At 60.2% G+C, this 26,219-nt stretch carries 26 protein-coding genes and 1 tRNA gene; 9 read left to right on the top strand and 18 right to left on the bottom strand.

Annotated features, from left to right (window positions below):
• Positions 1-203: 203 nt before the first annotated feature.
• Positions 204-3,692, bottom strand: coding sequence for a hypothetical protein (locus tag HFK74_RS10060; protein ID WP_180203380.1), 3,489 nt, complete (start codon positions 3,690-3,692; stop codon positions 204-206).
• 248 nt (positions 3,693-3,940) lie between these two features.
• On the opposite strand from HFK74_RS10060, the gene HFK74_RS10065 reads away from it, so the two are divergent.
• Positions 3,941-4,873, top strand: coding sequence for a GlxA family transcriptional regulator (locus HFK74_RS10065; protein ID WP_180203381.1), 933 nt, complete (start codon positions 3,941-3,943; stop codon positions 4,871-4,873).
• A gap of 95 nt (positions 4,874-4,968) precedes the next feature.
• Positions 4,969-5,943 (top strand): nitrilase-related carbon-nitrogen hydrolase, encoded by a 975-nt coding sequence (locus HFK74_RS10070; protein ID WP_180203382.1) that lies wholly within the window; start codon positions 4,969-4,971, stop codon positions 5,941-5,943.
• A 132-nt stretch (positions 5,944-6,075) separates the two neighbouring features.
• Here HFK74_RS10070 and HFK74_RS10075 read toward each other — a convergent pair whose 3' ends face one another.
• Together HFK74_RS10075 and HFK74_RS10080 are read right to left on the bottom strand one after the other, a co-directional pair.
• On the bottom strand, positions 6,076-6,591 hold the full coding sequence (locus HFK74_RS10075; RefSeq protein WP_180203383.1) for a DoxX family protein: 516 nt from the start codon (positions 6,589-6,591) through the stop codon (positions 6,076-6,078).
• Positions 6,592-6,871: 280 nt separating this feature from the next.
• Positions 6,872-7,663, bottom strand: a complete 792-nt coding sequence (locus HFK74_RS10080; RefSeq protein WP_180203384.1) for an N-acetylmuramidase domain-containing protein — start codon at positions 7,661-7,663, stop codon at positions 6,872-6,874.
• Positions 7,664-7,829: 166 nt separating this feature from the next.
• Here HFK74_RS10080 and HFK74_RS10085 point away from each other — a divergent pair, with 166 nt between their 5' ends.
• Positions 7,830-9,332 (top strand): aldehyde dehydrogenase family protein, encoded by a 1,503-nt coding sequence (locus tag HFK74_RS10085; protein WP_180203385.1) that lies wholly within the window; start codon positions 7,830-7,832, stop codon positions 9,330-9,332.
• A 44-nt stretch (positions 9,333-9,376) separates the two neighbouring features.
• Here HFK74_RS10085 and HFK74_RS10090 read toward each other — a convergent pair whose 3' ends face one another.
• Both HFK74_RS10090 and cynS read right to left on the bottom strand, forming a co-directional pair.
• Positions 9,377-10,036: a carbonic anhydrase gene (locus HFK74_RS10090; RefSeq protein ID WP_180203386.1), complete on the bottom strand. Its 660-nt coding sequence runs from the start codon at positions 10,034-10,036 to the stop codon at positions 9,377-9,379.
• A gap of 60 nt (positions 10,037-10,096) precedes the next feature.
• Positions 10,097-10,564 carry a cyanase gene (cynS, locus tag HFK74_RS10095; protein WP_180203387.1) on the bottom strand — a complete coding sequence of 156 codons (468 nt, stop codon included), beginning with the start codon at positions 10,562-10,564 and terminating at the stop codon, positions 10,097-10,099.
• Between the two features lie 121 nt (positions 10,565-10,685).
• Here cynS and cynR point away from each other — a divergent pair, with 121 nt between their 5' ends.
• The gene (gene cynR, locus HFK74_RS10100; protein ID WP_180203388.1) at positions 10,686-11,567 is read left to right on the top strand and encodes a transcriptional regulator CynR; all 882 of its coding nucleotides are present in this window, start codon (positions 10,686-10,688) and stop codon (positions 11,565-11,567) included.
• 200 nt (positions 11,568-11,767) lie between these two features.
• Here the strand turns inward: cynR and HFK74_RS10105 are convergent, their stop codons facing one another.
• A complete protein-coding gene (locus HFK74_RS10105) occupies positions 11,768-12,097 on the bottom strand; it encodes a hypothetical protein (RefSeq protein WP_180203389.1) in 330 nt (109 codons plus the stop codon).
• Between the two features lie 250 nt (positions 12,098-12,347).
• Between HFK74_RS10105 and HFK74_RS10110 the strand changes: the two genes are divergently transcribed.
• Positions 12,348-12,647, top strand: a complete 300-nt coding sequence (locus HFK74_RS10110) for a hypothetical protein (RefSeq protein WP_180203379.1) — start codon at positions 12,348-12,350, stop codon at positions 12,645-12,647.
• Positions 12,648-12,734: 87 nt separating this feature from the next.
• Here the strand turns inward: HFK74_RS10110 and HFK74_RS10115 are convergent, their stop codons facing one another.
• From HFK74_RS10115 to HFK74_RS10145, 7 genes are all read right to left on the bottom strand, one after another.
• Positions 12,735-13,226 carry a GNAT family N-acetyltransferase gene (locus HFK74_RS10115; RefSeq protein WP_180203390.1) on the bottom strand — a complete coding sequence of 164 codons (492 nt, stop codon included), beginning with the start codon at positions 13,224-13,226 and terminating at the stop codon, positions 12,735-12,737.
• Between the two features lie 89 nt (positions 13,227-13,315).
• Entirely contained in the window at positions 13,316-14,017 is a 702-nt protein-coding gene (gene arsH / locus HFK74_RS10120) for an arsenical resistance protein ArsH (RefSeq protein ID WP_180203391.1), read from the bottom strand.
• A gap of 12 nt (positions 14,018-14,029) precedes the next feature.
• Complete coding sequence (locus tag HFK74_RS10125) at positions 14,030-14,500, bottom strand: arsenate reductase ArsC (protein WP_180203392.1); 471 nt, start codon at positions 14,498-14,500, stop codon at positions 14,030-14,032.
• A gap of 29 nt (positions 14,501-14,529) precedes the next feature.
• Positions 14,530-15,819 (bottom strand): arsenic transporter, encoded by a 1,290-nt coding sequence (locus HFK74_RS10130; RefSeq protein WP_180203393.1) that lies wholly within the window; start codon positions 15,817-15,819, stop codon positions 14,530-14,532.
• 24 nt (positions 15,820-15,843) lie between these two features.
• Positions 15,844-16,191: a metalloregulator ArsR/SmtB family transcription factor gene (locus HFK74_RS10135; protein ID WP_180203394.1), complete on the bottom strand. Its 348-nt coding sequence runs from the start codon at positions 16,189-16,191 to the stop codon at positions 15,844-15,846.
• A gap of 78 nt (positions 16,192-16,269) precedes the next feature.
• Entirely contained in the window at positions 16,270-17,241 is a 972-nt protein-coding gene (locus HFK74_RS10140; protein WP_180203395.1) for a ribonuclease Z, read from the bottom strand.
• Between the two features lie 15 nt (positions 17,242-17,256).
• Complete coding sequence (locus HFK74_RS10145; RefSeq protein ID WP_180203396.1) at positions 17,257-17,814, bottom strand: ATP-dependent Clp protease proteolytic subunit; 558 nt, start codon at positions 17,812-17,814, stop codon at positions 17,257-17,259.
• 819 nt (positions 17,815-18,633) lie between these two features.
• Here HFK74_RS10145 and HFK74_RS10150 point away from each other — a divergent pair.
• Positions 18,634-18,978, top strand: coding sequence for a stress protein (locus HFK74_RS10150; protein ID WP_180203445.1), 345 nt, complete (start codon positions 18,634-18,636; stop codon positions 18,976-18,978).
• A 172-nt stretch (positions 18,979-19,150) separates the two neighbouring features.
• Positions 19,151-19,870 (top strand): class I SAM-dependent methyltransferase, encoded by a 720-nt coding sequence (locus HFK74_RS10155; protein WP_180203397.1) that lies wholly within the window; start codon positions 19,151-19,153, stop codon positions 19,868-19,870.
• Here the strand turns inward: HFK74_RS10155 and HFK74_RS10160 are convergent.
• Entirely contained in the window at positions 19,867-20,778 is a 912-nt protein-coding gene (locus tag HFK74_RS10160; protein ID WP_008055881.1) for a LysR family transcriptional regulator, read from the bottom strand. The two genes, HFK74_RS10155 and HFK74_RS10160, sit on opposite strands and share 4 nt — an antisense overlap.
• A 108-nt stretch (positions 20,779-20,886) precedes the next feature.
• Between HFK74_RS10160 and HFK74_RS10165 the strand changes: the two genes are divergently transcribed.
• Positions 20,887-21,726, top strand: a complete 840-nt coding sequence (locus HFK74_RS10165) for a hypothetical protein (RefSeq protein ID WP_180203398.1) — start codon at positions 20,887-20,889, stop codon at positions 21,724-21,726.
• 104 nt (positions 21,727-21,830) lie between these two features.
• A complete protein-coding gene (locus HFK74_RS10170) occupies positions 21,831-22,799 on the top strand; it encodes an ABC transporter substrate-binding protein (protein ID WP_180203399.1) in 969 nt (322 codons plus the stop codon).
• A 22-nt stretch (positions 22,800-22,821) separates the two neighbouring features.
• Here the strand turns inward: HFK74_RS10170 and HFK74_RS10175 are convergent, their stop codons facing one another.
• The 4 genes from HFK74_RS10175 to HFK74_RS10190 form a co-directional block, all read right to left on the bottom strand.
• A complete protein-coding gene (locus HFK74_RS10175; protein WP_180203400.1) occupies positions 22,822-23,112 on the bottom strand; it encodes a hypothetical protein in 291 nt (96 codons plus the stop codon).
• Positions 23,113-23,232: 120 nt separating this feature from the next.
• A complete protein-coding gene (locus tag HFK74_RS10180; RefSeq protein ID WP_180203401.1) occupies positions 23,233-25,092 on the bottom strand; it encodes an ABC transporter ATP-binding protein in 1,860 nt (619 codons plus the stop codon).
• A 264-nt stretch (positions 25,093-25,356) separates the two neighbouring features.
• Positions 25,357-26,022 (bottom strand): DUF2807 domain-containing protein, encoded by a 666-nt coding sequence (locus tag HFK74_RS10185; RefSeq protein ID WP_180203402.1) that lies wholly within the window; start codon positions 26,020-26,022, stop codon positions 25,357-25,359.
• A gap of 93 nt (positions 26,023-26,115) precedes the next feature.
• Positions 26,116-26,203, bottom strand: a tRNA-Ser gene (locus HFK74_RS10190).
• Positions 26,204-26,219: the final 16 nt, after the last annotated feature.

Genomic DNA, 26,219 nt, shown 5'->3' on the forward strand with positions numbered 1-26,219 from the left:
GGGACGGCCCATCGCGGCGACCCACGGAGCAATGCCGGAGAGAGGGCATGCCGAGCCTAGGCGAGGCACCGAGTGGTGGGGCAAAGCCTTTTGCTTACTTTTTGGCGTTTGAAAAAGTGAGTCGCCGTAAGGGCGAAACCATAAGTAGCCGTTACCGCAGCAACGGATATACACCCCATCCAATTCTTATGAGCAGCAACTAATTAAAACTTCGCATAATTCAACGCATCGACAATCGCCGAACCACCGATACCGGTCAGGGACAACAGCAGCGAACGAATCAACGGATCCTCGGAATAGCGCGAAAACGAACCGGTGTTGAGCGTAGAAACCCGCTCGCGGATCATCTTGAACTTGGCATAGCCGGGCGTCGATTCCGGTGTTTCCAGCAAATAGGCGTCGATGCGTTGCAAGGCCACCGTGCGGGCCTTTTCCGCGGCTCGCCGCAGGGTGAGCGCGGAGCTGAGCAGCAGCAACGCGGTCAGCAGGTAGGAAATCATCAGCCCCGGCGGCGTCGGCCAGTTGTCGAACAGGCTGCTGCGCGAGGCCAGCAGGATCAACAGCACCACGGTCGGCGCGTAGATCAGCCGGTTGACCGCCGACGTACGCTTGGCGATCAGCTGCAGATCCACCCACTCATCGATGCAGGGATGCTTGAGCATGCCGAAGATTTTCTTGTGCTCGGCCTGCAGAGTCCCTGGCCAGATCGCATGGTGCTCGCTCAGATGACGGATGAAGCGCGTCAGCAACAGGTTGGCGTCCATGACCCAGAACACCAGTAGCTGGAAAGTCAGGGTCGGAACCAGCCAGTTCAACATCCACCAATCCGATGCGCCGCGCACGGGCGAGCCTTCCATGGGCCAGATCACGAACAGCACGCTGGTGACCACGACGTAGGCCCAGGTGGCGAGCATCGCCCGCAACAGGCGGGCACCGAATGAACCGCAGATGCAGTGCTCGCCCCAGAAGCGCGCAATGACGATCATCTTGCGTCCGTCCGTGCAGCGGGCCTGGGCGGCGGCGCAGGACTTCGACCAGTCTTCGTTGGCGCTCATCAGCGGGAAGAAAATCAGCAGCAGCCAATGGCCCAGTTCATTGCACCAGCGACGCAGGCTCCAGCGTCTGCCGCGGCGGATCAAACGCTGCACCTGGCCCCACAGCGTCGTCTGGTACTTGCGCATGTGCAGGCGCAAATGGAAGGCGCTTTCGATGTCGGCGCGGTTGATGCGCAGCTTGCGCCAGCCCCAGGTCAACGCCGACAGCGAGATCAGCACGGCCAGCAGGCGCAGTGCCACGGTCGGCCAGGCGCTGATGCCTTCGAGCAGGAACATCGGCTCGCCCAGGCCGTTGTCGGTCAGGGTGCTGCGCATCTGGTACGCCAGCATCAACGCGAGGATGAACACCACCAGCGGGACCACGATGTACCACGCCCAGGCATCGGATGACCCCGAGGTCAAACTCGCCGTCGCGTCCTGGGCCAGTGCCAGTCGCCGCGTGGAGCGGCGCAGCAGGTTCGACGACAGGATGCCCAGCAGCACCAGCACGAAGGTGAACCATAGAAACTCCGCATGCCAGTAGCGCGTGGCAATGAAGGCGCAGGCCGCCGCCACCATGAACAGCGTGATAGGAACGCCGCGCACCCACGCCAGTCGCGTGTCGTGTTCACCCTGGGGCCCCTCGATGCGCCACCAGAGGATAAACGCGGCGATGGTCAGCAGGGTGAGCGTCAAGGGCCCCGCCCAAAAGAACGACTGGCTGTGTTTGAAACGCTCGCGCAGAGACCTGGAGGGTTCAGGGTAGGGCGGCGGCGAGGGATCTTGCAGGCAGCGCAGCGCCATCAGGTCGTGGGGCAGTATGCCGCGCTCCGACTGGGCTTGTGTGGGTGCCTGGCAACTGGTCGGGCGCGAGGCGCCCAGTCGCGTGGCCAGGGGAATGAAGCCACTGATGCCCACTTCGTAGATGCCCGGCGAGAGCAGCTCCGATTTGGAGTAGTCGAATTTCGCACGCTTGGCATCGAAGGATTGCGGCGCCAATGCCGCCAGTACCGAGACGAACACGGCAGTTTGCAGGCTGTCGCGAAACGGCGGCACGTCCTGTTGCAGGGCGCGGGTCAGCGTCAGGCCATAGGGCGCGGCAAGGATCAGGTTGCGCGTGGTTTGCGCCTGGCCCCGTTGCAGCATGCGCGCGTCAAGGTCGGTGGAGAAGTACAGTTTGTAGGGCATCCGGCTCTTGAGCGCCTGCAGCACCAGCAGCTTGTCGTAGGCATCGACACCCAGGATGCCGATGGCGCCGATGCCGCTTTCGCCATCGCGTCGATAGGCCGCGTCTTCGCTGGCGATGTGGTCGGCGAGGCGTCGCAGATAGTCGAGCTGGGAGTTGCCGTCGGATTTCTCCAGCGGGCTGAGGTCGATTGCGGCGGCGCCAGAGGCGTTTTTACCGACATTGGAAGTGGCGGTTTTATCGGTGCTCGCCGACTCTTCCGGCAGACGCCCGTCGAGACCGCGCAAGTAACTGAAGCGCAAAATCCACTGGTCGACAGCCCCCTTATGGTTTTCACTGTCGCCGAGTCGGGCGTCCCTGGCCACCTGCAGCTTGAAGCTTTCGATCAGGGCGCGGCTGTAGAAACTGTCCCACTCGGAAATCAGCGCGATGCGGTTGGCGCTGCGGCGCAGATTGCCGGTGCAGGGTGAGCCGATCCGGCTCAGTTTGCCCTCGCCGCAGCGTACGCCAGCGGCCGGGTCGACGCGACGCAACTTCAACTCCTCGAGCATCAGTTGGGTCATGGTGCCGTCGTCGCTGACGGTGCGCAGCAACTTCATCGGCTCGCGGTTGGCCAGCGGCGGCGAAAGCTTCTGGTAGCCGCGATCCAGTGTCTCGTTATCGGCGGTGGCCAGCGGTGAGTAGATTTCAATGTTCGCCGAAGCCTTGCCGATGTCCTGATCCTGGAACATGTCGCGCAGCACGGTCGAGGTCGAGGGGCCGATGACCTTCAGCACGGCATTGGCCGGTGGTTCGGCGCAGGGGGCTGGCGCGCAAGCCATGGCGACTTTTTTGTTCAGGCTGTCGCGTAGCGTTTCGAGCTGTTGCAGCGGCGTCGAACCGAGCGCGTCCTGTTTCAGCCAGAACACGATCGTGCGGTCGGGCGGTGCGGGCTTGCCTTCAAGCGCGAGCGGCGGATCAAAGGGATTGGACACGAACACTTCGTAGGGCATATCGACGAAAGCGCTTTTGCGCGGCGCATCGAGTGACAGGTTGGCGGCCAGTTTCAGGCAGTGGATGTACTGCTCCTGATCGGGCACCCGATGGGAATTCTTGAAACCGGCCAGCAAGGCATAGCGAATACGCCGACGCCGTTCGACTTCATCGGCGTAAGGGCCGCCCTCGACCAGCGCGACCATGATGTCGGGCGCCGATGGTGATGCGCCGAGGGGAGAGAGATCGGGGCTGCAAACGTTCTCGGCGTCCGGGTTCTTGCTGTCGGCGAGTTTCTTGCGATAACGCTCCACGGCGTCGAAAGGGTCCTGCCACAGCCGGGCTTCGATGGGCAATTGGGCCTGGAACTGGGCACCGATGGGGCGCGGCTCCAGGAAGGGTTCGCGGGTGAGGGCGAACATCGATACCACCAGACTCAGGATGACCGCACTGCCTGGCAGCCAGAAGGCCAGATTTGTGCCCGAATCCTTGCTGTCCATGGCCTGTGCCTCTTGTTTGCGGCCACCGCTGTACTGTTATTTATAGACCTAATAACCGCAGGGATATGGCTTATATAAAGGATTGTTTGCCCGATTTGCCATCTGACGGTGTTTTCGATTTCTTTGTAGGAGCCGGCTTGCCGGCGAAGGCGTCCTTGAACACTGCGTCGGTCTTTCGGGCGCCTTCGCTCGCAAGCCAGCTCCTACAGTGGTAATGCTGCTTTTAAGGTCGCTTGAGAGATTCCACCATGCAACACATCGGACTCATCGTTTACCCGGGCTTCCAGGTCCTGGGCCTGGCCATGTGTGCCACGTTCGAACTGGCCAATAACGCGATGCAAGAGCCGAAGTACAGCATGGTCTTGCTGTCCGAATACGGCGGCATGGTGCAAACCTCAGCCGGTTTTGCCGTAGAAACCACAGCGTTCGGGCAGCGTTCATTCGATACGTTGCTGGTGATGGGCGACAATTTGATTCGCCCGGTATCACCCGGCATGGTCGAATTTTTGCGTCGCGCCAGCCAGAACACCCGTCGCCTGGGTTCGATCTGCACCGGGGCCATTGCCCTGGCCGAGGCCGGTTTGCTCGATGGGCGACGGGCGACCACCCACTGGTGTCACGCCGCGTCGCTGCAGCGGGCGTACCCCAGGATCAAGGTCGAGGAGGACCGCATCTTCATCAACGATGGCAACCTCTGGACGGCCGCGGGCATGAGCGCTTGTGTTGATCTGGCGCTGGCGCTGGTCGAGATGGACCTGGGGGCCGAAGTCGCGCGGCGGGTAGCCCGGCAGTTGGTGGTGTATCACCGCCGGGCAGGCGGGCAGTCGCAGTTTTCGGTGATGCTGGAGTTGCAGCCCAGGACCGATCGCATCCAGGCGGCGTTGACTTACGCCAAGCAGAACCTGAAGTCCGAATTGTCGGTTGAGGAACTGGCCAACGCCGTCAATCTCAGCCCTCGACAATTCAGCCGTGTGTTCAATGCCGAAACCGGGCAATCGCCGGCCAAGGCCATCGAAAGCCTGCGGGTGGAAGCCGCACGGTTGATGATGGAAACCGGCCGGCACTCGATCGATGTGGTGGCCACCGAAACCGGGTTTGGTGACAGGGAGCGCATGCGTCGGGCGTTTCTGCGTGCTTTCGGGCAGCCTCCGCAGGTGATTCAGCGGGCCAATCGGGGATGATGTCCTAAAAGGTGGTGTATACGACATTCAAGACTAAATATGATTATAGTAATATTTATCTCGTTGAAGCCCGTTCCCTCAATGAGATGACCGCCATGACCTTCGTCAAAGCCGCCGCCGTACAAATCAGCCCCGTGCTCTACAGCCGAGAAGGCACCGTCAATAAAGTCGTCGAGAAGATTCTCGAACTCGGCGGGCAGGGCGTGCAGTTCGCCGTGTTTCCAGAAACCATCGTGCCGTACTACCCGTATTTCTCCTTCGTCCAGGCGCCCTTTGCCATGGGCGCTGAACATCTCAAGCTGCTGGACCAGGCCGTGACGGTACCGTCGGCGGCGACCGATGCCATCGGCGCCGCGGCCAGGGAGGCCGGCATGGTCGTGTCCATCGGTGTCAACGAACGAGATGGCGGTACGTTGTACAACACCCAGTTGCTGTTCGACGCCGACGGCACACTGATCCAGAGCCGCCGCAAGATCTCCCCGACCTACCATGAACGCATGATCTGGGGCATGGGCGATGGTTCCGGCCTGCGCGCCACCGACAGTGCGGTCGGGCGCATCGGCCAATTGGCGTGCTGGGAGCATTACAACCCGCTGGCCCGTTACGCGTTGATGGCCGATGGCGAGCAGATCCACGCCTCGATGTACCCCGGCTCGTTCGCCGGTTCCCTGTTCGCCTCGCAGATGGAAGTCAGCATTCGTCAGCACGCCCTGGAAGCGGCCTGCTTCGTGGTCAACTCCACGGCCTGGCTCAACCCTGAGCAACAGGCGCAGATCATGGCCGATACCGGCTGCCCGATCGGTCCGATTTCCGGCGGTTGCTACACGGCAATCATCAGCCCGGACGGCGTGGTGCTGGGTGCGTTGACCGAGGGTGAAGGCGAGGTGATCGTCGACCTCGACATGAGCCTGATCGACAAGCGCAAACGCATGATGGATTCGCGCGGCCACTACAGCCGCCCGGAACTGCTGAGCCTGCTGATCGACCGCACCCCGCATGCCCATGTGCATGAGCGCAATGCGCATCCGCAACTGGCGGGGATTGAGGCGGTGGAAGAAATGCTTCGATAATGCTTGATCCACTGTAGGAGCGAGCTTGCTCGCGAAGGAGGTCAACGATAACGCGTACATCTGGTCATACGCGGCGTCTTTGAGTCCATCGCGAGCAAGCTCGCTCCTACAGTAAGGCAGTACCGCGTCGTTTCAGTGTTGATTGCGGCACCAGAAAAACCGCGCCAGCAACGCATCGATGCTGAACTTGCCAGGACCCGAAAGCAGCAGCGGCACAAGGGCGGCGAGGTAGATCAGCGGTAGCTTGAAGTTACCGAAGCCTTTGTTGCTGATGGAGTAACCCTGGGCCAGTTCGCTCAAGGTCGACCAGTCGGCCGGCCAGTGCACCGCGGCGGTCGCGACGATGGTCACCACCATCAGGCTGATCGCCGAGAACCGCGTGGCCAGGCCCACCAGCAGGGCGAGGGCGCAGATCAGCTCGACCCACATCGACAGTTCCCAGTTCAGCGTGGCCGGCAAATGGTTGAACGGAAACAGGAAGCGGTCCTGGATGTCGGCGAACCAGTTTTCGCCGTTGAGTTTTTCCAGGCCTGACTCGAAGAATTCCCAGGCGAGGAACACCCGCAGGGTCAGTGGCGCGATCCAGTTGCCGGCACGGTCAAGGTTCAGGTGCAGGCCTTTCACGGCCGATGAAATAGTGGCGTTCATGGTTGATCTCCTTCAAGGCAGGGATGTCGGACCGGGGTGTGCCCGTTGGGACGTATTTCATCAACCGGGTGTATCTGCGGTGTGTCGTTGGCGCGGGGATTTGAAGGCCTGGTGTGTCAGGGGCGGGGCTGTACACACTTTGATACGTAGCGAAAGCAACACCGCCCCCCTGTAGGAGCGAGCCTGCTCGCGATAGCGGTCTGATAGTCACATTGATGTCGACTTGAAAGGCCTCATCGCGAGCAGGCTCGCTCCCACAGGGGATGTGCCTGGTGCGGGATCAGAGCGGCATCGCCAGAATCCTGCTGCGCAGATGCTCCAGTGTCTCGTCATCGAGCACTGTGGTCAGTTCCAGGCCTTCTTTGGCCTGATACAGGTTCATCGCATCGCGGGTCTGTTTGCCGACGATGCCGTCAATCGTGCCGGGGTGCCAGCCCAGGTACGTCAGGTAGGTTTGCGCGGTACGAATCCTCAGGTCAGGCGTGCCGCCGTAGGAGAACTTCTGATACGCGGCACTGAGCCGCACGTCGTAGTTGTTGATGGCGTAGTTGGGGCCGTTGTAACGACGGGCGAAGTTCGCCCAGTCCTTGGCCCGTAGCGCGGCGATGGACCCGCCACCGATCAACGTGCCGACCGTGCACAGCAGTTGTTCGTTCTCGGACAGGACCATGCGCTTGACCATCGACTCGACGTCTGCAGAACCGGTGGAGGCGAAGTTGAACCCCATGATCTGGCCCAGCCCCCACGACGTGCTTTGCAGCGCCGCATTGCGGTTGAGCTCGATCGCCTGGTTGAGCCGGTCGTACTGGTGATCCCCCGACGCACCATAGTTGCCAGCGCTTTTGCTGCTGATATCAGGGTGTTGTGCGTCAAATTTCTGGTGGGTCAAGCGGCTGAAGACGTGACGCTCGAAAAGGATTTTCGGACGGCGATCGGAAAAGAATCCGTTGCCGGAGGTTTCTACTGCCAGAACAGCCCACAGTTGTGCAGCGCTGACTTTGGCCAGGTCCAGGGCATTTTCCAGACCTTCGTCGTCAAGGGCTGCGCCATGGCTTCTGAATTCGTCGCTCATGACGGCCTCCTTCGAAACAGCAAACGCGGGGGGGTACTGTTTAAGCGTAGGTCCGCAAGGCTGTCACAGTTGGCTTTGCGATCATCGGCGCAAGGGTGCGGCGGATGACGCTCGGCGGCTTTTGCTATACATTTTCAGCCCGCCCATTGCATGGTGATACCGCTTCATGTCTCTTGCGCTCGAACGTCTAGTCGCTGGCACGCCGATCCCTTTCGCCGGTAATCGTGTCACCGTCGTCAGCCCCGAACTGGCGGCACGCTTTGCGCCCGGTGACCACCTGTTGGTGGAGCAGGTCAGCGGCGAACTGTTGCTGATCCCGGTGGCGGACCAGCAAGCGGCAGCGCTGGCGATCGAACGCGCCGAAGCGGCCTTCAAGGCGATGTCGACGGTGTCGGACCAGGCCATCAGCGCCTTCTTCGATGTGTTCGCCCAACGCCTGGAGACGCCTGAGTGCTGGGCCTTGATCGAGGCCGCGAACCTGGCCGACATCGAACGGGCCAAGGCCCGCGGTCGTTCGACCACGCGCTTGCTGGCCGATGAGCGCATGCGCCGCGACATGATTGCCGGCCTGCGCGCCTGGCGCGATGCGGCGGCCACCCGCGGCAAGGTGATCAGTTGCGTCGAGCACGACGGCTGGAAAGTCGAACAAGTGGTCTCGCCGCTGGGCATCGTCGCGTTCGTCTTCGAGGGCCGGCCGAACGTCTTCGCCGATGCCGCCGGTGTGTTGCGCACCGGTAACACCGCAGTGTTGCGCATTGGCAGCGATGCGTTGGGCACGGCCCAGGCCATTGTCACTCACGCACTGAACCCGGCACTGAGCGACACCGGATTGCCGACCGGTGCGGTGTCGTTGGTGGAAAGCGTCAATCACGCCGCCGGTTGGGCGATGTTCGCCGACCGACGATTGTCGCTGGCCGTGGCCCGTGGTTCGGGGCGCGCCGTCAGTCAGCTGGGCAGCATTGCGCAACAGGCCGGCACCGCCGTCAGCCTGCATGGCACCGGCGGTGCCTGGTTGATCGCCGACACCGACGCCGATGCCACGCGTTTCGCTGCCGTGGTGCGCAACTCCCTCGATCGCAAGGTCTGCAACACCCTCAACGTGTGCCTGATCCAGCGCGATCGCGCCGCTGAACTGGTGCCGCTGTTTCTCGACGCGCTGCAACAGGCGGGCAAGGCACGCGGCCAGGGCTGCAAGTTGCACATCGTGGAGGGCAGCGAAGCGTTCCTGCCGGCCGATTGGCAAAGCGCAACCGTCGAGGTCTATCGCGCCGAAGGCTACCGCACCGAAGCGCAGGCCGAACCTTTGCCGGAAGATCAATTGGGTCGCGAGTGGGAGTGGGAAGAAACCCCGGAAGTCAGCCTGAAGATCGTCGACGACCTGGACAGCGCCATCGCCTTGTTCAACCGCTACAGCCCGCAATTCACCGTGTCGTTGCTCAGTGAAGAGGCGGCGACCCAGGAGCGCTTCTACAACGCGGTCAACGCGCCCTTTGTCGGCAACGGCATCACCCGTTGGGTCGATGGCCAGTACGCGCTCAACAAGCCGGAGCTGGGCTTGTCGAACTGGGAGAGCGGGCGCCTGTTTGCGCGCAGCGCGATTCTCTCGGGCGATGGTGTGTTTACCATCCGCAGTCGCATGACCCAGGTCGACCTGTCGGTCAAACGCTAAAAAAACTTGCGCAGCGGCTGCCTGGGCGGTCGCTGCGCTCAAGCTCAGGCGGCTTCGACGGCTTTGCCCTGCACGGCGCACGTCGTCGGGTGCTCGGCCAGCGCCACGAACGTGCGGCTGCCGGCATCCAGGGCATCGATCGAGCCGGTCTCGATGTCGTACACCCAGCCATGCAGGTTCAACAGGCCTTTTTCCTGGGCCAGGCGCACGCTCGGGTGGGTCTGGATGTTGGCCAGCTGCGCGATGACGTTCTCGCGCACCATCGAACTGACTTTGGCCGCCTCATCCGCGTGGGGCCGGGATTCGTTGATCACCTTGGCCGACTCGGCGTGTTGCAACCAGCCGCTGACGGCGGGCAGGTGGTCCATGCATTTGCACTTGGCCACCGCCGTCATCGCGCCGCAGTCGGAATGTCCGCAGATCACGATGTCGGTCACGCCCAGCACGGCGACCGCGTACTCCACCGTGGCCGACACACCGCCCGGATGAGGGCTGTAGGAGGGCACGATGTTGCCGGCGTTACGGATGACGAACAGCTCGCCGGGTTCTTGCTGGGTCAGCAGTTCCGGCACGACGCGGCTGTCGGAACAGGTGATGAACAAGGTGCCGGGATGTTGCGTGGTGGCCAGGTGTTTGAACAGATCGGTGCGTTGCGGAAAGACGTCTTTCTGGAACTTCAGGAAACCATCGATGAGCGCTTGCATGTTTGCGTCCTCAGGGGGGAGCCGGGTTTGGCCCGCGGCACAGCGCGGGCCGGTATCCACTTAGAATGGGCGCAGCGGCAGGAACTTGCCGTCGAGGGTGATCACGGCGCGGTGACCGCCTTCCGGGTCTTCGACTTTCTTCATGTCCAGCTTGAAGTTGATCGCGCTGATGATGCCGTCGCCGAACTGTTCATGGACCAGGGCCTTCAACGTCGTGCCGTAGATCTGGATCATTTCGTAGAAGCGGTAGATGGTCGGGTCGGTCGGGATACCTGAGAGGCTGCCGCGCAGCGGGATGATCTGCAGGCGAGCGATGGCGTCGGCGTCCAGGTCAAGTTTCTCGCCAATCACGTTGGCGGCACTTTCCGGCAGCGGGTGCTGGCCGAGCAGGGCGGCGGTGACGTAGGCCAGGCCAAGGCCGGTGCCGTCAGCCAGATCCTGCCAGGACAGGTTTTTACGTGCCTTGGCATCCAGTACTTCAGTGGTCAGGGCCAGGCTGGGATCGTTGTAGGCGTGGGACTGTTGCATGGTGTTTCTCCTGTCGCAGTGGGCTGTGTCGGGTGTGAAGCTATCTTCTGCCGACCAACTCATAGCGTCCAAGACCCATATACAATGCAATGCATAAGTGTTGCCTATAGATGGTGATCCCATGCTGCTGCGTCATCTGCGTTATTTATTGGCCGTCGCCGACCACGGCGGCTTTACCCGCGCCGCCGAGGCGCTGCACGTTTCCCAGCCGACCCTGTCGCAACAGATCCGGCAACTGGAGGAAACCCTCGGCGTCAACTTGTTCGACCGCACCTCGCGCACGGTCAAGCCCACGGACGCAGGCGAGGCCTACATCGAATGCGCCCGTCGGGTCCTGGTGGAACTTGAGGCGGGCAAGCGGGCGCTGCATGACGTGAAGGACCTGTCCCGTGGCAGTTTGCGCCTGGCCATGACGCCCACCTTCATGGCGTATCTGGCAGGGCCGTTAGTGCGCGATTACGTGGCCCGGTATCCGAACATCCATCTGCAGATTTTCGAATTGTCGATGGCAGACATCGAGGCGGGGCTGGCGGATGATTCGCTGGATGTCGCGATTGCGTTCGATCAGGTAAGAAATGCCGATATCGAATCGATCCCGGCGTTTACCGAAACCCTGGGGCTGATGGTGGGCCGGGCTCACCCACTGTATGAAAGCCAGGCTGCGTTGAGCGCGCAAGAAGTGGCGCACTTGGAGTTTGCCTTGTTGACCCAGGACTTCATCACCCGTACCTGCATTGACGAGTACTTCGTCACAGCGCAGATCACGCCCAAGGTGGCCATCGAGGTCAACTCGGTCAACACCTTGCTGGAAGTCATTGCGCACACCGCCATCGCCACGATCCTCCCGGAACCCATCGCCACTGCGGAACGTGCGTTGCGCAGGATTCCATTGCTGGGTGAGGCGCCCAAACGCGGGGCCGCGCTGCTTCGACGCAAGAACAATTATCACAGTGCGGCGTCGGTGGCGTTCATGGACCTGGTGCTCGGCACTGAGTTCTCTTGAACACCCCGAAACCCCTGTAGGAGTGAGCCTGCTCGCGATGGCGGACTTGCATTCAACACATTTGGCGCCTGGCACTCCGCTATCGCGAGCAGGCTCACTCCTACAGTGGTTAATTGGAGGGCAGGAATAAAAGGCACTAAAAAAGGGCCTGCTCTTATCCGGAGCAGGCCCTTTGTTGTATTGAGGTACTAATTAATCAATCAGTAGAACCGGTCAATCACCCGAACTTCGTTCTGGTTCTGCAGCGAGTCCCAGGCCTGTTTCAGCGTTTGCAGGACATTACCGATGAAGTCCTTGTCGGCGGCGGCTTTCTTGCCGACATAGCCATGGCCGCGACGGTACATTTTCAGTCGGGCGAGCAGGTTCTGGTTGTTCTGGTCGAACTCCGCTTCATGGGCATGCGGCGACAGGCAGTCGATATGCACCTGGCCCGATTTGCTGATCCACAGGATATGGCTGTCGTGGCTGTCTTTTTGCGCCGCGAACATACGAGCCAGTTCTTCGATAGTAGGTTGATTGTTCAGGTTCATGATAAAGCCCCCTTGACCATTTGGTGATCTTTCAAAGTTGATTCGCTAATACAAGTAGCCCATCGGTTAGTTGATCCCTGGCACCGAAACCAGGACGTCAGCAGTCGTCCGCCGAAATCGGCGGGGTCCCGCGTCTGTTGCATGTAGTCGTGTTGAATAACTGCTACGCAATAGCGTCACAACGAAGAGAAGCGGCGATAACCTTTGGCCCCTGCCGACGTTTTCAGGGTCGGCCACAAGCATCATGAGGATGGATCGCCAGCGCTTCTCGTCCTTGTACTGGACGTTCAGGCCAGGTCAGCTTCTTCAATCTGCCTTGTGGGCAGCGTGTATCCGGAAAAAACAGCTCGGCGGTCAGACGAGCTTGCTCAAGCGTGTTGCTACTCCCGATCGGGGAGATGTCTGCATCATGCAAGGGCAAATCGAAGGCGTCAACGGTTTTGTAGTGAATATTTTTATTCACTACATATTGTCTGACAAAGCTGATTTGGAATTAAAAAGGGGGATGGCGCTGGCTGCGCAGTACCGCGCTTGGCCTGGTTATCTGTAGGAGCCCGGCTTGCCGGCGAAGGCGCCCGAAAGACCGGCGCTAAATTCAAGGACGCCTTCGCCGGCAAGCCGGGCTCCTGCAAGGGGCTTACGCTTTTTCAAAACAGTAAACGGTGCACGGCAACCCCTGGATCAACAACTGGTGAACGCTGAATCGGTCTTGCGCCGCCTCAGGAATCACGGCAGCCCAGAATAGCCGTGCCGGCTGGTTCGCCTCGACATGGAAAATCTGCCATTGACCCGGGTGGCGGTTCAACAGGGTGGACACGACAAACCTGGCGACTCCCTGGCCACGAAAGCGCCGAGTGACGAACAGGTAACCGATGTTGTAGCGGGCATCGGGCACGTGGATTTCGTCATCCACGGTGACGAACCCGGCCAATTCCCCGTCGACCCGGATCAGGAATGCCTGGGTCGCGGGTTTTCGCCAGTAGTCCTCGAGCGGCACGAGGCTGTAGAAGCCATGCTCACCCAATGTCAGCGGCAGCCACTCGCTGAAGTCATAGGTGTAGAACTGCATCAGGTTTTCAATGGTCTGCAGTTCATCGCGCCGGGCCGCGTGCAGTTCGATCGAGATCATCTGAAAGGTTCCCGCCGATGGCTGTGCAAGACAGGGTCATTATGGCCCAGGCCTTTCAGTTCCGTGGCTAACGGGTGACGGTGCCCACCTCAGATCGAGCGCTGATTGACCCGGGCCATGAGCTGGTCGGCCGTCTCTTTGCGTTCAGAGTATCGATCCACCAGGAACGCTTGACGGTCGCGCAGCAGCAGGGTGAATTTCACCAGTTCTTCCATCACGTCGACGACCCGGTCGTAGTACGCCGACGGTTTCATCCGACCCGCCTCATCGAACTCCATGTAGGCCTTCGGCACCGAGGACTGGTTGGGGATGGTGAACATGCGCATCCAGCGCCCCAGCACCCGCAGCTGGTTGACCACGTTGAACGACTGCGAGCCGCCGCACACCTGCATCACCGCCAGCGTCTTGCCCTGGGTGGGGCGCACGGCGCCGAGCTCCAGGGGAACCCAGTCGATCTGCGCCTTGAACACGGCCGACATCGCGCCATGGCGTTCCGGCGAACACCAGACCTGGCCTTCGGACCACTGCATCAGTTCGCGCAGTTCCTGGACCTTGGGATGAGCGACGGGGGCATCGTCGGGCAATGGCAAACCGGACGGATTGAAGATGCGCGTCTCTGCGCCGAAGTGCTCCAGCAGCCGCGCGGCCTCTTCGACCAGCAGGCGGCTGAACGAGCGCTCGCGGTTCGAGCCGTACAGCAGCAGGATGCGGGGCTTGTGAGCAGTGGGCTGATGCGGGATCTGCGCACCGTCAAACAGCGCGAGATCAAGATTGGGAAGAGCGTCTGACATGTATCCTCCTGCTCAGAGCGAGCCGATTCGGTCCAGCTCGCGCTTGAGTTCATCGCGGCCGAGGGTGGTCAAGGGCAGGGCGAGGAAGGCCTTGCAGCGTTGTTCGATGCGCGCCAGGGTGGCGCGGAAGGCGGCGTCGACAACCGCTTCATCGCCCACCACATCGGAAGGATCTTCCAGGCCCCAATGCGCTTTCAAAGCCGGGCCGAAGTACACCGGGCAGGATTCGCCCGCCGCCTTGTCGCACACGGTAATGACGATATCCGGCGGGTTACCCTCGAAGGCGTCGTTGCCCTTGCTGCTCAAGCCGTCGATGCCAATGCCCGCGTTCTGCAAGGTGGTGAGACTGCGTGGCAGTACCTGGCCCTTGGGGAAACTTCCGCTGCTCACCGCTTCGAAGCCGTCCGGCGCCAGGTGATTGAACATGGCTTCTGAAAGAATGCTGCGGCAGCTGTTGGCCGTGCACATGAACAGGACTCGCATGGGTTTGCTCCTGCCGCTCGGGGCGGACGTCAAAGAGTCAGGCTCAGGCGTAGCGCCAGGGCCGAGAGGGTGATCAACAGAATCGGCAGGGTCAGCACGATCCCGACCTTGAAGTAGTAACCCCAGGTGATGCGCATGCCTTTGCGTTCAAGCACGTGCAGCCAGAGGAGGGTGGCGAGGCTGCCGATGGGGGTGATCTTCGGGCCGAGGTCACAGCCGATGATGTTGGCGTAGATCATCGCCTCGCGAACGATACCGTCCGCGCCGCTGGCCTGGATCGACAAGGCGCCGATCAGCACGCTGGGCATGTTGTTCATCACCGACGACAGCAGCGCGGCCAGCAGGCCGGTGCCCAGGGTGGCGCCCCACAGGCCCAGTTCGGCCAAACGGTCGAGCACATGGGTGAGTGAATCGGTCAGCCCCGCGTTCTTCAGGCCATACACCACCAGGTACATGCCCAGGGAGAACACCACGACGTGCCAGGGTGCTTCACGCAACACGCGCCGGGTGGAGATCCGGTGACCCTTCGCCGCCACCGCGAACAGGACCGCCGCACAAGCCGCGGCCACCGCGCTGATGGGAACCCCCAGCGGCTCCAGGACAAACAGGCCGAGCAGCAGGACAACCAGAATCCACCCACCCACGAAGAAGGTGGCGGGATCGTGAATCGCCGTTGCAGGCGTCTGCAAGGCCTCGACTGAATACCGCGGCGGCAAGTCCCGACGGAAGTACAAAAAGAGCATCAGCAAGGTGGCGGCGACGCTGACCAGATTGACCGGCACCATCACCCAGGCGTACTCGGCGAAGCCCAGCCCGAAGTAATCGGCGGACACGATGTTCACAAGGTTAGACACCACCAACGGCAGGCTGGCGGTGTCGGCGATGAACCCGGCGGCCATCACGAAAGCCAGGGTCGCGGCAGGCGAGAACCTCAGCGCCAGCAACATGGACATGACAATGGGCGTCAGGATCAGCGCCGCGCCGTCGTTGGCAAACAACGCAGAGACCGCCGCGCCCAGCAGCACGCAAAAGGCGAACAACCGGTAGCCGCTGCCGTTCGCCCAGCGCGCCACATGCAGGGCGGCCCATTTGAAGAAACCGGCTTCATCCAGCAACAGGCTGATAACGATGATGGCGATAAAGGTGGCAGTGGCGTTCCAGACGATGGCCCACACCGTCGGAATATCCTGCAGCGACACGGCACCCACCGCCAACGCGATCAACGCACCGGCAGAGGCGCTCCAGCCGACGCCGAGCCCCTTGGGCTGCCAGATGACCAGTATGAGGGTGAAGACAAAAACAGAAGCGGCGACCAGCATTGAAAACTCACTCGATCAGGGGGTTCAGCAACAGGCTGCATCGCGAACAGGACGGCCGTCCATGTTTTGCAGGCGCGAAGCATTGTTCTGCAGCCAATCGCAATTGGCCCGCAAGGTGACCTGCAAGATTTCGTGCACCCAGGCGGGCAGGTCCGGATTGAGGCGGTAGTAAACCCACTGCCCCTGACGGCGATCGAGCAGCAGTCCGCTGCTGCGCAGTTGCGCGAGATGGCGGCTGATCTTCGGCTGGCTGTCGTCCAGGGCGCACATCAGCTCGCAGACACACAGCTCGCCCTGGTTGGCGATCAGCAAGGTGGCGCGGGCACGTGTCTCGTCAGCCAGGCTCTTGAATACCTCGGGAGGGGTGATCATTGCGGCGGCCTATAACATATGGATAATCAAATATACGGATATCCATATGTGATGCGCAAGCAAAGAATCGATCACCCCTTACGCCAAGCGGCCCATGACGACGTCCAATCGACCGTCCCGGTCGAGGTGATAGCGCTGCAGGTCCCGCGCCAGCAATAGCCTGCCGGTGAAGTGCGCTGCGGCTTCCCTGTAGATATCGTCGATGGACGGACTTCGCTCGGGATTGTCCTGGTAGCGTGCACTGAAGTGGGTCAGGACCAGATTGGGAATGCCTGCCAGCTCGGCAAAATGCGCGACGGCGGCGGCACTGCTGTGCCCGTAAGCCTCCTGATTGTGATCGATCAATGCCTGGGTGAAGGTTGCTTCGTGTACCAGCACATCCGCTCCGTCAGCGACCTCTGCCAACAGCTCGGGGGTATCGTTATCGCCGCAGATGATGATGCGTTGAGCGGGGCGTGCAGGGCGCAGAAATTGCTCGGCGCGAAACAGGCGTCCGGCGTGTTCAACCTCACGTCCATGGGCCAACTCGCCCCATAGCGGCCCACGGGGAATCCCTTCAGCCTCCAGGCGTTGGGTATCCAGTCGCGGATGAGGATCGGGTTCGGTAAAAACAAAGCCCTGGCTCGGAACACGATGGGAGAGGGCAACGCTGTTGACCTGAACCGTTGCATTTTGCCAGCCATCGAAGGTTTCGCTCGCATGCAGATGCAATTCGAAGGGCAGCCAGGATTTGCTGACGGTCAGGCTCAGGCGCAACCAGGGATGGAGCGCAACCGGCATCACGATATCGAGTGCCTCGACACGCCCCGACATGCCGGCACTGGCCAGCAAGCCGGGCAAGCCGAAGCAATGATCGCCATGGACATGGGTGATGAAGCACCCGCGCAGCGCTTGTAGAGACAGCGGGGTGCGCATCACTTGATGCTGCGTGGCTTCACCGCAATCCACCAGGTACCAGCCCCTGCCGGAGGACTCTATGAGAGCGGTGCCACTCACATTTCGATTTCGGGTCGGAACGCCTGATGAGGTACCCAGGAATATCAGATCCATGGCCGCGCGCCTGGTTCATCCACCGCTGACTTTCCAGTGTTTGACATCATCGGCGAACATCATTTGCTTCATCTCATGGGCAATGCCATAGGCCAGGGACTCGTGTGCAGCGATGACTTTTTCTTCCGCTGAAAGGCAATGGAAAATGTCCAGCTTGGTCTCTGCCTCCGCCGTTTCGAGGGTGAAAATCTTCACGTAGCGCGCAAGGTCGTTGTCGAGGCTCGACAGGTATTCACGCAGGCGCTGGTGATCGACTGATTTTTGGCTGAAGTACCAGTTCATCGGATGAATCAAAAAGCGCGAGTGGGGCGAAGTGATTCGCCGGCCTGCCGCCAGGAACATGATGATGCCCATTGACTCGATGTTGCCTGCGTTGATCGCGCACAGCGGTACTGGCAGTGACTTCAGGAAGGTGTAGAGGGTGAAGCCAAAGTTGGTGCTGCCCCCACACGTCGACAGATTGAGGAGCAGGGAGGTGGCGCCTTGTTCGATGGCTTCGAGGCAACAGTCGCGGAAGCGCTCAGTGGTTGCCTGATCGATCTGGCAATGAAAATGCACGATGTGTTCAGTCATCGATTGATTACCTGTGAGGCATGCAAGACTTCTATGCGTTATCAAGTCTAGTAAACATCGGGCGTCTGATCTTGAAACTGTTGCAGATGGGCGCGTCACGTGACTACTTCTTTCGGTGCCTCTACCAACGTTGGTCCATGTCGCGTCAAGGCCTGTGGGAGATTGTTTTCTGAGTACATATCCGTTGCTGCGGTAACGGCTACTTATGGTTTCGCCCTTACGGCGACTCACTTTTTCAAACGCCAAAAAGTAAGCAAAAGGCTTTGCCCCACCACTTGGTGCCTCGCTAAGGCTCGGCATGCCCTCACTCCGGCATTGCTCCGTGGGTCGCCGCGATGGGCCATCCCTGGCCCAGCGCGGCTAAACCGGCGTCCTGCCGGTTTCCCCACTGCGCAATGCCTGCGTTCGGCCATCGTGGTTAACGGGGCACCCAGATCAAAAACAAAAGCGAGGCGGCCTTAAAGCCGACCTGACTTTTACGGGTGTACCTGATCCCCTGTAGGAGCCAGGCTTGCCGGCGAAGAACGATAACGCGGTACAACAGACACACCGCACCGCCTGGTTCGCCGGCAAGCCTGGCTCCTACAAAGGGAATGCTTACGGCTCCCGATCAGGCCGCCTCGCTTTTGCTGTTACTTTGGCTTTTGATCTCCGCCTCATGAGGCGCTTGCCGTCCATCGAATGCGCCCGTTTTCGATGGAACCAAATGCCCGAATCCACTCGTCGCGAGTCCGATATTTCCGTTCAAACTTTCTGTTTTGTGCGTCCTCCGACGTATACGAGCCCAAGCTCGTGCCAACGATGTAGAGGTGAATGAAAATGGCCAATACAGGAAATAAAAATCCCGGCAGTGACTGGGACAAGACTCATGAAGCCGGTAAAAAAGGCGGTCAGGCTTCCGGTGGACAACAAACGCGCGATAGCGATCGCATGTCCGGAGGCGGGCAGGGCAATCGTGGCGGCGAATTTGCCGACGATAAGGAAAACATGTCCAAGCCAGGCCAAAGAGGCGGCCAGGCTTCAGGTGGACAACAAGCCAACAGGGCTGACCAATCGTCCAGCGCTGGGCAAGGAAGTGGACGCGACAGCAATCTTGATCGCGATCAATCTGACAAGGGCCGCAATGACGGTGGGATGAGCGGAGGCGGAGGCCGCAAACCCTGATGTGGTCTGACCCATCAAGCCCCGAAGCCTTCGGGGCTTGATTTTGATCGTGACGAACGAAAGGAATTGTTCGTAGTCATGCATTCCTTGCAGGAATGCATGACATAAAATTAATGAATTTTTATTATTTCTTGATCTGACGTAGTTTGATTTCAGGACATGGAGAACCGCCTTGAAATCATCCCCTTGGAACGCCGCTGAAAAATTCGATACCTCTCGAGCCGACGAGTACGCACGACAGAGTCGTATCGCGCTGGCAGGTTATGACGCCTGCCAGGACTTGGCAGCGTGCATGCTGGCGGCAAGCCTGGGCAACACCGGTGTGGCAAATGTACTGGTGGTTGGCGCTGGTGGTACGGCACAGGAAATCATTGCGATGGCCAGGCTTGAGCCGGGTTGGCGCTTCATGGCGGTAGACCCATCCGAGCCGATGCTGGCGGCTGCGAAGCAGCAGCTGGAGGCCAACAACCTGCTTGAAAGAACGACCCTGCATCTTGGGCGCGTGGAAGACCTGGAAGCAGACGAGTCTTACGATGCAGCGACCTTGATCGGCGTGCTCCATCATCTGGATGGGGATGAGGGCAAGCGACAGATCCTGCGATCCATTCGACCTCATCTCAAGCCGGGTGCGCCGCTGATTGTCGCGGGCAATCAGTATGCGTATGCCAGCCAGCCGTTATTGCTCGCCGCCTGGGGGCAACGGTGGCGGCAGGATGGAGCCAGCCCCGATGAGGTGAAGGTCAAGCTTGGGAAAATCCTGCAAGGGGCTGATCCTCCACACTCCGAGGCGGCGGTGCAAAAACTTTTGCATGACAGCGGATTTGGCGACACCACCCGTTTCTTCAGCAGCCTTTTCTGGAGTGCCTGGTTGACGTGCAAAACGCAGGTTTAGCCGTGGCCAGGATTCCCAGCCTGCTTAATCCAGGTGTCCAGCTCTGTCACCATTTTGTTAACCTCGCTGTCTTCCCGTTCCGAGGGGCGAACGATGGCGTTCCAGGCGATATCAAGGCCGTCGTTCAGGGCCGCCCAGGCCAGTTCCCCACGCTCAAGGCTGGGGGTCACCAAATCGCGCTGCAAAATGCTGATGCCGTACCCTGAGCGAACCAGTTCGACGATGGCTTCGATCAACTCAACCGTGATCATGCGCCGCGGCAAGATGCTCGCGGGGGCGAAGAATCGATCGTATTCCCAGCCACTGGCGCGATCGGTCGAGTACGTCACCAGGTTGTAGGTCTTGAAGTCTTCGGCGTAGATGTTCCTTCTTTGCGCAAGCGGATGGTCGGTGGCCATGATCGCGATCAGGTCGTCCCGAAACAGCGGCAGTTTTGCCACACCACTGGGCACCATGCCGTCATCGATGATGGACACATCAAGCCGTCCTTGCATCAGGCTCGCGTAGACATCGTCGCGGGGCACGGTCACCAGGGTGATCTCGATATCCGGGCGAAGGCTCGAGTAATGCTTGATGAATTTCGGAATCCAGCGGAACGGGCCGTAGGAGGTGACCCCCATGCGCACAAAGGCCGTGACACCGCCGGCCATGGACCTGGCTTCGGACTCGGCCTCATTCAGGATCGCGATGATGTCCTTGGCGGCTCGTTCCAGGCGCACGCCCGCAGGGCTGAGTCTCAATTTGCCGCCGGACCTTTCCGTCAGGCTCACACCCAGCCGCCGCTCCGCTTCGCGTATGCGGTGGCTGACGGCAGAGGGGGTCAGCCATAAGCGCTCGGCCACCGCCGTAATCGAATCGACTTGGGACAGGGTTTGCAGCATCACAAGGTGATCCAGCGTGAGTCTCATGGTGGCCGACCTGAAAATAATTCACAAAATTGCGTAAAATTATGAGCGTGACTTGTTTTTTCGGTCGATGCAATCTGAATCCAGCAGAGCCACCGGAGAACAACAACCATGACCACCCTGCTTAGCAAACCTGCACCAGCCCTTGGCGATCTGATCGATCTCGCGCGTTACCCCATCACCGACCGCACCAACCCCGCTTATCGGGCGCTGGTTGCCCGCAGTCAGTCGTTGCTGGGACAAGAAGGCGTTGCGATTTTTCCGGGTTTCATTCGCGATGAATCGGTCGCCGCGATGGCGGATCAAACCCTCGCACTGCACCCGCGCATGTTTCATTTTCGGGAAAAACATACGGTCTACTTCAAGCCCCAGGAGGAAGGCGTTGATCCAGGGCATCCACTGCGGCGCTTGATGGAGACGGAGAAAGATACGGTCGCCTACGCCGACATTCCCGGCGACAACTTGATCCGGCAGATTTATCAATCGGACGAGGTGCTGACGTTCATTCGGGATGTATTGAACCTGGAGACGCTTTATCGTCACGCCGATCCCCTGGCAGCCCTTAACTTGCAGGGCTTTACGGCAGGGCAGCAATTGGGCTGGCACTTTGATCGTTCCGACTTCAGCGTCACGCTGTCCCTCCAGGCGGCAAGCGCCGGCGGGGATTTCGAGTACGTGCGCATGCTGCGCAATGAAAGCGACGATTGCTACGACGCGGTCAGGCAGTTCCTTGATGAGCCGCAAACCCAGCAGATAGAGGTGTTGCCGCAAGTACCCGGTACCCTGACATTGTTCCGCGGCCGCTATTCATTGCACCGTGTGACGCCGGTGCAAGGGGAGAGGTTGAGACTCAACGCGGTGTTCGCCTACGTGGACCAGCCCAATGTCGAATTCAGTGCCTATGCCCGGCAGTTGTTCTACGGGCGCACCACCGTCGATCCCCTGGTTTGAGTGTCGCCAATAACAAGAAAAGCAATTGATAGATTCCTTCGCTTCACGTGTGTCGCACACAACAGTTCGCTGCCCCCAATAATAATGATTCGGAGCGTCTGATCATGAAAAACAGGAAGAGTTTGCTGGCCTCGTTGCTCACCCTTGGCTTGCTCGCTGGCAGTGCCGGCAGCCAGGCCGCCGGGTGGTGTGAATCGGGCCGGCCTGTGAAGTTTGCCGGTCTGAACTGGGAGAGCGGGATGCTCCTCACCGACATCATGATGATCGTGCTCAAGGAAGGTTATGGCTGTGCAACGGATCAGTTGGTGGGGAACACCATCATTCTCGAGACCGCCCTGGCCGGCAACGATATTCAAGTGTTTGGCGAAGAGTGGATGGAGCGCAGCGAAGTCTGGAAGAAGGCCGCGGCAGCCGGCAAGGTGGTCGGGGTGGGCGCGCCGATCGTCGGTGCGACCCAGGGCTGGTATGTGCCGCGTTATGTCGTGGAGGGGGACGCCAAGCGCAAGCGGCCTGCGCAGGCGCCCGACCTCAGGACGGTCGCCGACCTGAGCAGGTACCCGGGTATATTTCGCGATTCGGAGGAGCCCTCCAAAGGTCGGTTCTACAACTGCCCGGCGGGCTGGATTTGTGAACAGGACAATACCGAGATGTTGAAGGAGTATGGCCTTGAAAACACCTTCACGAACTTCCGCCCGGGCACCGGTGCCGCATTGGATGCAGCTGTGCTATCCAGCTACAAACGCGGTGAACCGGTACTGTTCTACTACTGGTCACCGACCCCGCTGATGGGCCAGGTCGATGCGATAAGGCTGGAGGAAAAGACCGGCGCCAACAAAGACGTGGTCACCATGGTCGGGCTCTCCAAGGCGTTTCATGAACAGGCGCCCGAACTGGTGGCGGTGCTGGAAAAGGTCAATATTCCCATCGATCTGCTGAACCAGAACCTGGCGAGGATGACCCGCGAGCGCATCGAGTCACCCAAGCTGGCCAGGATGTTCCTCAAGGAGTACCCGCAGGTGTGGCACGCCTGGGTCGATGAGGCGGCGGCGCAAAAAATCGAGGCAGCGCTCTAAGCGGGGCAATCGCAAGGACGCGTTACTTGATCTGCACAAGGACCGGGCCTTCCGTCACGATCGGCGGGTCCGCGTGGATATCCGATGCATTTTTCTGAATCCACTCACGTGCAACTTTCAAGCTCGCATCGCTGCCGGGTTTGTCCGTGCAAACAGTCACCGACGTACCGCCATCACCGGTATTGAGCAGTGTGTAGCTGACGAGACCAGGCACTGTACGCAGGGCGGCTTCGACGTCGGTTTTGCGTTCCTCCAATCGCTCGAAAAGCTGCTTTGCTCCAGTGCCCAGGTAGGTTCTTATCACGGCATACATGATCGTCTCCTTTGGGAACACCCAGGTTTCAATTCCCCCCGATTCATTAAGCTTAGCCACAGGCTGGCGGCAAGCGAGGTGCAACGACCACTGGCGGCTTAGCCCGTCGACCCCGTTTCTTCACGCCTGATCCATCGCCTCAACCACCCCCTGGTCCTCACCCAGGAAGCCGCCACTTTGATGCTGCCAGAGCCGCGCGTAGGTGCCGTTTCTTCCCAGCAACTCAGCGTGGGTGCCCTGTTCGATGATGCGCCCCTCGTCCATGACGATGAGCCGATCCATGGCCGCAATCGTCGACAGCCGATGGGCGATGGCGATGACGGTCTTGCCCTGCATCATTTCATCGAGGCTTTCCTGGATGGCGACTTCGACTTCCGAATCCAGGGCACTGGTGGCCTCGTCCAGCAACAGGATCGGGGCGTTCTTGAGCATCACCCGGGCAATGGCGATGCGTTGGCGCTGGCCGCCCGAGAGCTTGATGCCGCGCTCGCCTACCAGGGTGTCATAGCCGCTATGACCCTGCCGATCGCTCAGTTGGCTGATGAAACCGTCGGCTTGGGCATTGATCGCGGCGCTGCGCACCTGCGCATCGGTCGCGTCAGGGCGGCCGTAGGCGATGTTGTCGTGAATGGAGCGGTGCAACAGGGACGTATCCTGAGTGACCATGCCGATAGCGGCACGCAGACTGTCCTGTGTCACCTGGGCGATGTTTTGCCCGTCGATGCGAATCTCACCGCTGTTGACGTCATAGAAGCGCAGCAGCAGATTGATCAGGGTCGATTTGCCCGCACCGGAACGGCCCACCAGGCCGATTTTTTCGCCTGGGCGGATGTTCAGGCTCAAGCCGTCGAGCACCTGGCGTTCGCCGTTGTAGTTGAAGCTCACATTGTCAAAGCTCACCGCGCCGCCAGAGGGCATCAGCACGCCTGCGTTCGGCGCATCCTGTACCTTGGGGCCGCGGGTCAGGGTGGCCATGCCGTCCTGCACGGTGCCGATGTTTTCGAACAGAGAAGTCATTTGCCACATGATCCAGTGCGACATGCCATTGATACGCAACGCCATGGCAGTGATCGCCGCCACCGCTCCCGCGCCGACTTCGCCCTGGTGCCAGAGCCACAAGGCGTAACCGCCGGCTGCCATGATCAACGCCACCACCAGTGCCTGGTTGACGATCTCGAACTGGCTGACCAGGCGCATCTGGCGAAAACCTGTTTGCTTGAAATCCTCCATCGCCGCGCGCGCGAAGTGCGCTTCACGATTGGAGTGCGAAAACAGTTTCACGGTGGTGATGTTGGTATAGGCGTCTGAAACACGCCCCGTCATCGACGATCGCGCATGGGCCTGTTCCTGCCCGACCTGGCCCAGGCGCGGCACAAAGTACAGCATGGCCAGCCCGAACAGCGCGACCCAGGCAATAAAGGGCAGCATGAGTTTCAGGGCGAAGCCGCCGGCCAGTGCGATGATTGCAATGAAGTAAACGCCGATTCCGGGTGCGATTTCGATGAGGGTGAACAGGACCTCGCGAACGGCCAATGCCGTCTGCATCACCTTGGTGGTGACTCGGCCGGAGAACTCATCGGAAAAGAATGAAAGGCTTTGCCGCAGCATCAGCCGATGAAAGTCCCAGCGCAGCCGCAGCGGCAGGTTAATCGCCAGTATCTGGTGCTGCACCATGGTGCGCAGCGCCACCAGCCCAATGCTGGTGAGCAACACTATCGCGATACCCCAGAGCACAGAGCTTTCCTGCCTGTTTGCATCGCCACCGGCCTGCCAGGTCGAGAGCAGGTCCACGACCTGACCAAGAAAGGAAAACAACCAGGCTTCGTAGATCGACACACTGGCACTGAGCAGCGCCAGCGCAAGGATATAACCACGGGCGCCGCGCGTGCACGCCCACAGGAACCGCATCAGGCCGACAGGCGGTGGTGGCGCTTCGTCGGGGGGAAATGGGTCGAGCCTTCGTTCAAACACGCGAAGCATTGTGGTCTCCGAAATGATCTGGGTGAGGGGATTCTGCCATTTAACGGTTGCGTTGAGGGGGGGCAGGTCAGGGCGCCGGGAGATGATGGGCCCTGCATCTAAAGCGCTGGGTAGAACTTTTACAGATGTAAAGGTGTGAAGGGTGTAAAGGAGTGTAAAGGGAACGCCCATTAGCCTGGATTAGAACCCGGCTAATGGGGCGATCCTTGCCTCACGGCAAGTGTCAGTTCAATGGCAGCTCGGTTGGCCTGTTCACCCTGCCGTTTACGAACAATCAGAGGTTGAAATTTCGCTGGCAAAAGAGCCTGCGGGGCCGGTATCGACCTGTGCCGATGGGCTGACAGACATCCGTGCACCGGCAGACAAGCTGCCGTTGATCCTGGGAATGTGGCACAGGGATGATTGCGCTCCCATGCTCATGCGCACATTCGCCACGTCCGCGGTGAAGGGCAGCGGTTTTTTGTTAAAGGTGCCGCCCATTGCCAGGTCAAGCACCAGCTCACCCGTCTTGCCTTCGGTCTGGATGTCAGTGCCCATGCTGCCTGCCACCGTCAGCCTGGACGGATCGACGGCACACGCAGGTACCACGATTTTCACTCCTGCTTTTCCTGTCAGCCCCGTCAGTGGCTCGCTGGTATACAGCGTGATATCCAGCGCGGGGGAGGCGATGCGAACTTTTTCCGCTGCGTCATTCACGAGCAATAACGCCTGATTTTTTGTCGTCACCTGGAGCGTGTTCAGCGTATCGGCAGGTCCTGAGACCACCATGGATGACGTTGCAGCGCATTTGATCGACAGGTTGATGCCCTGTCGGGCTTCAACGCTGCTAAAGGCGGTCAGTGCAAAGGTTTTTTCTGCGGCCAGTGCAGCGCAGCTGGTCGTGCTGGCCAGCAGCGCAAGTATCAGCTTCATCGTGTCCATGTTGTTCATACAACCTCCTTGTTCCATAGAAGTACCGACAGGGAAACCCAAACCCCAGAAACGACAAAGCCCTGAATAATCAGGGCTTTGTCGTATCAAAGATGGCGGAGGCGATGGGATTCGAACTCATGGACCTGTTACAGTCGACGGTTTTCAAGACCGTTGCCTTAAACCACTCGGCCACACCTCCGTTGTTGTTGCGGGCG

The organism is Pseudomonas sp. SbOxS1 (assembly GCF_013416725.1).
Classification (GTDB): domain Bacteria; phylum Pseudomonadota; class Gammaproteobacteria; order Pseudomonadales; family Pseudomonadaceae; genus Aquipseudomonas.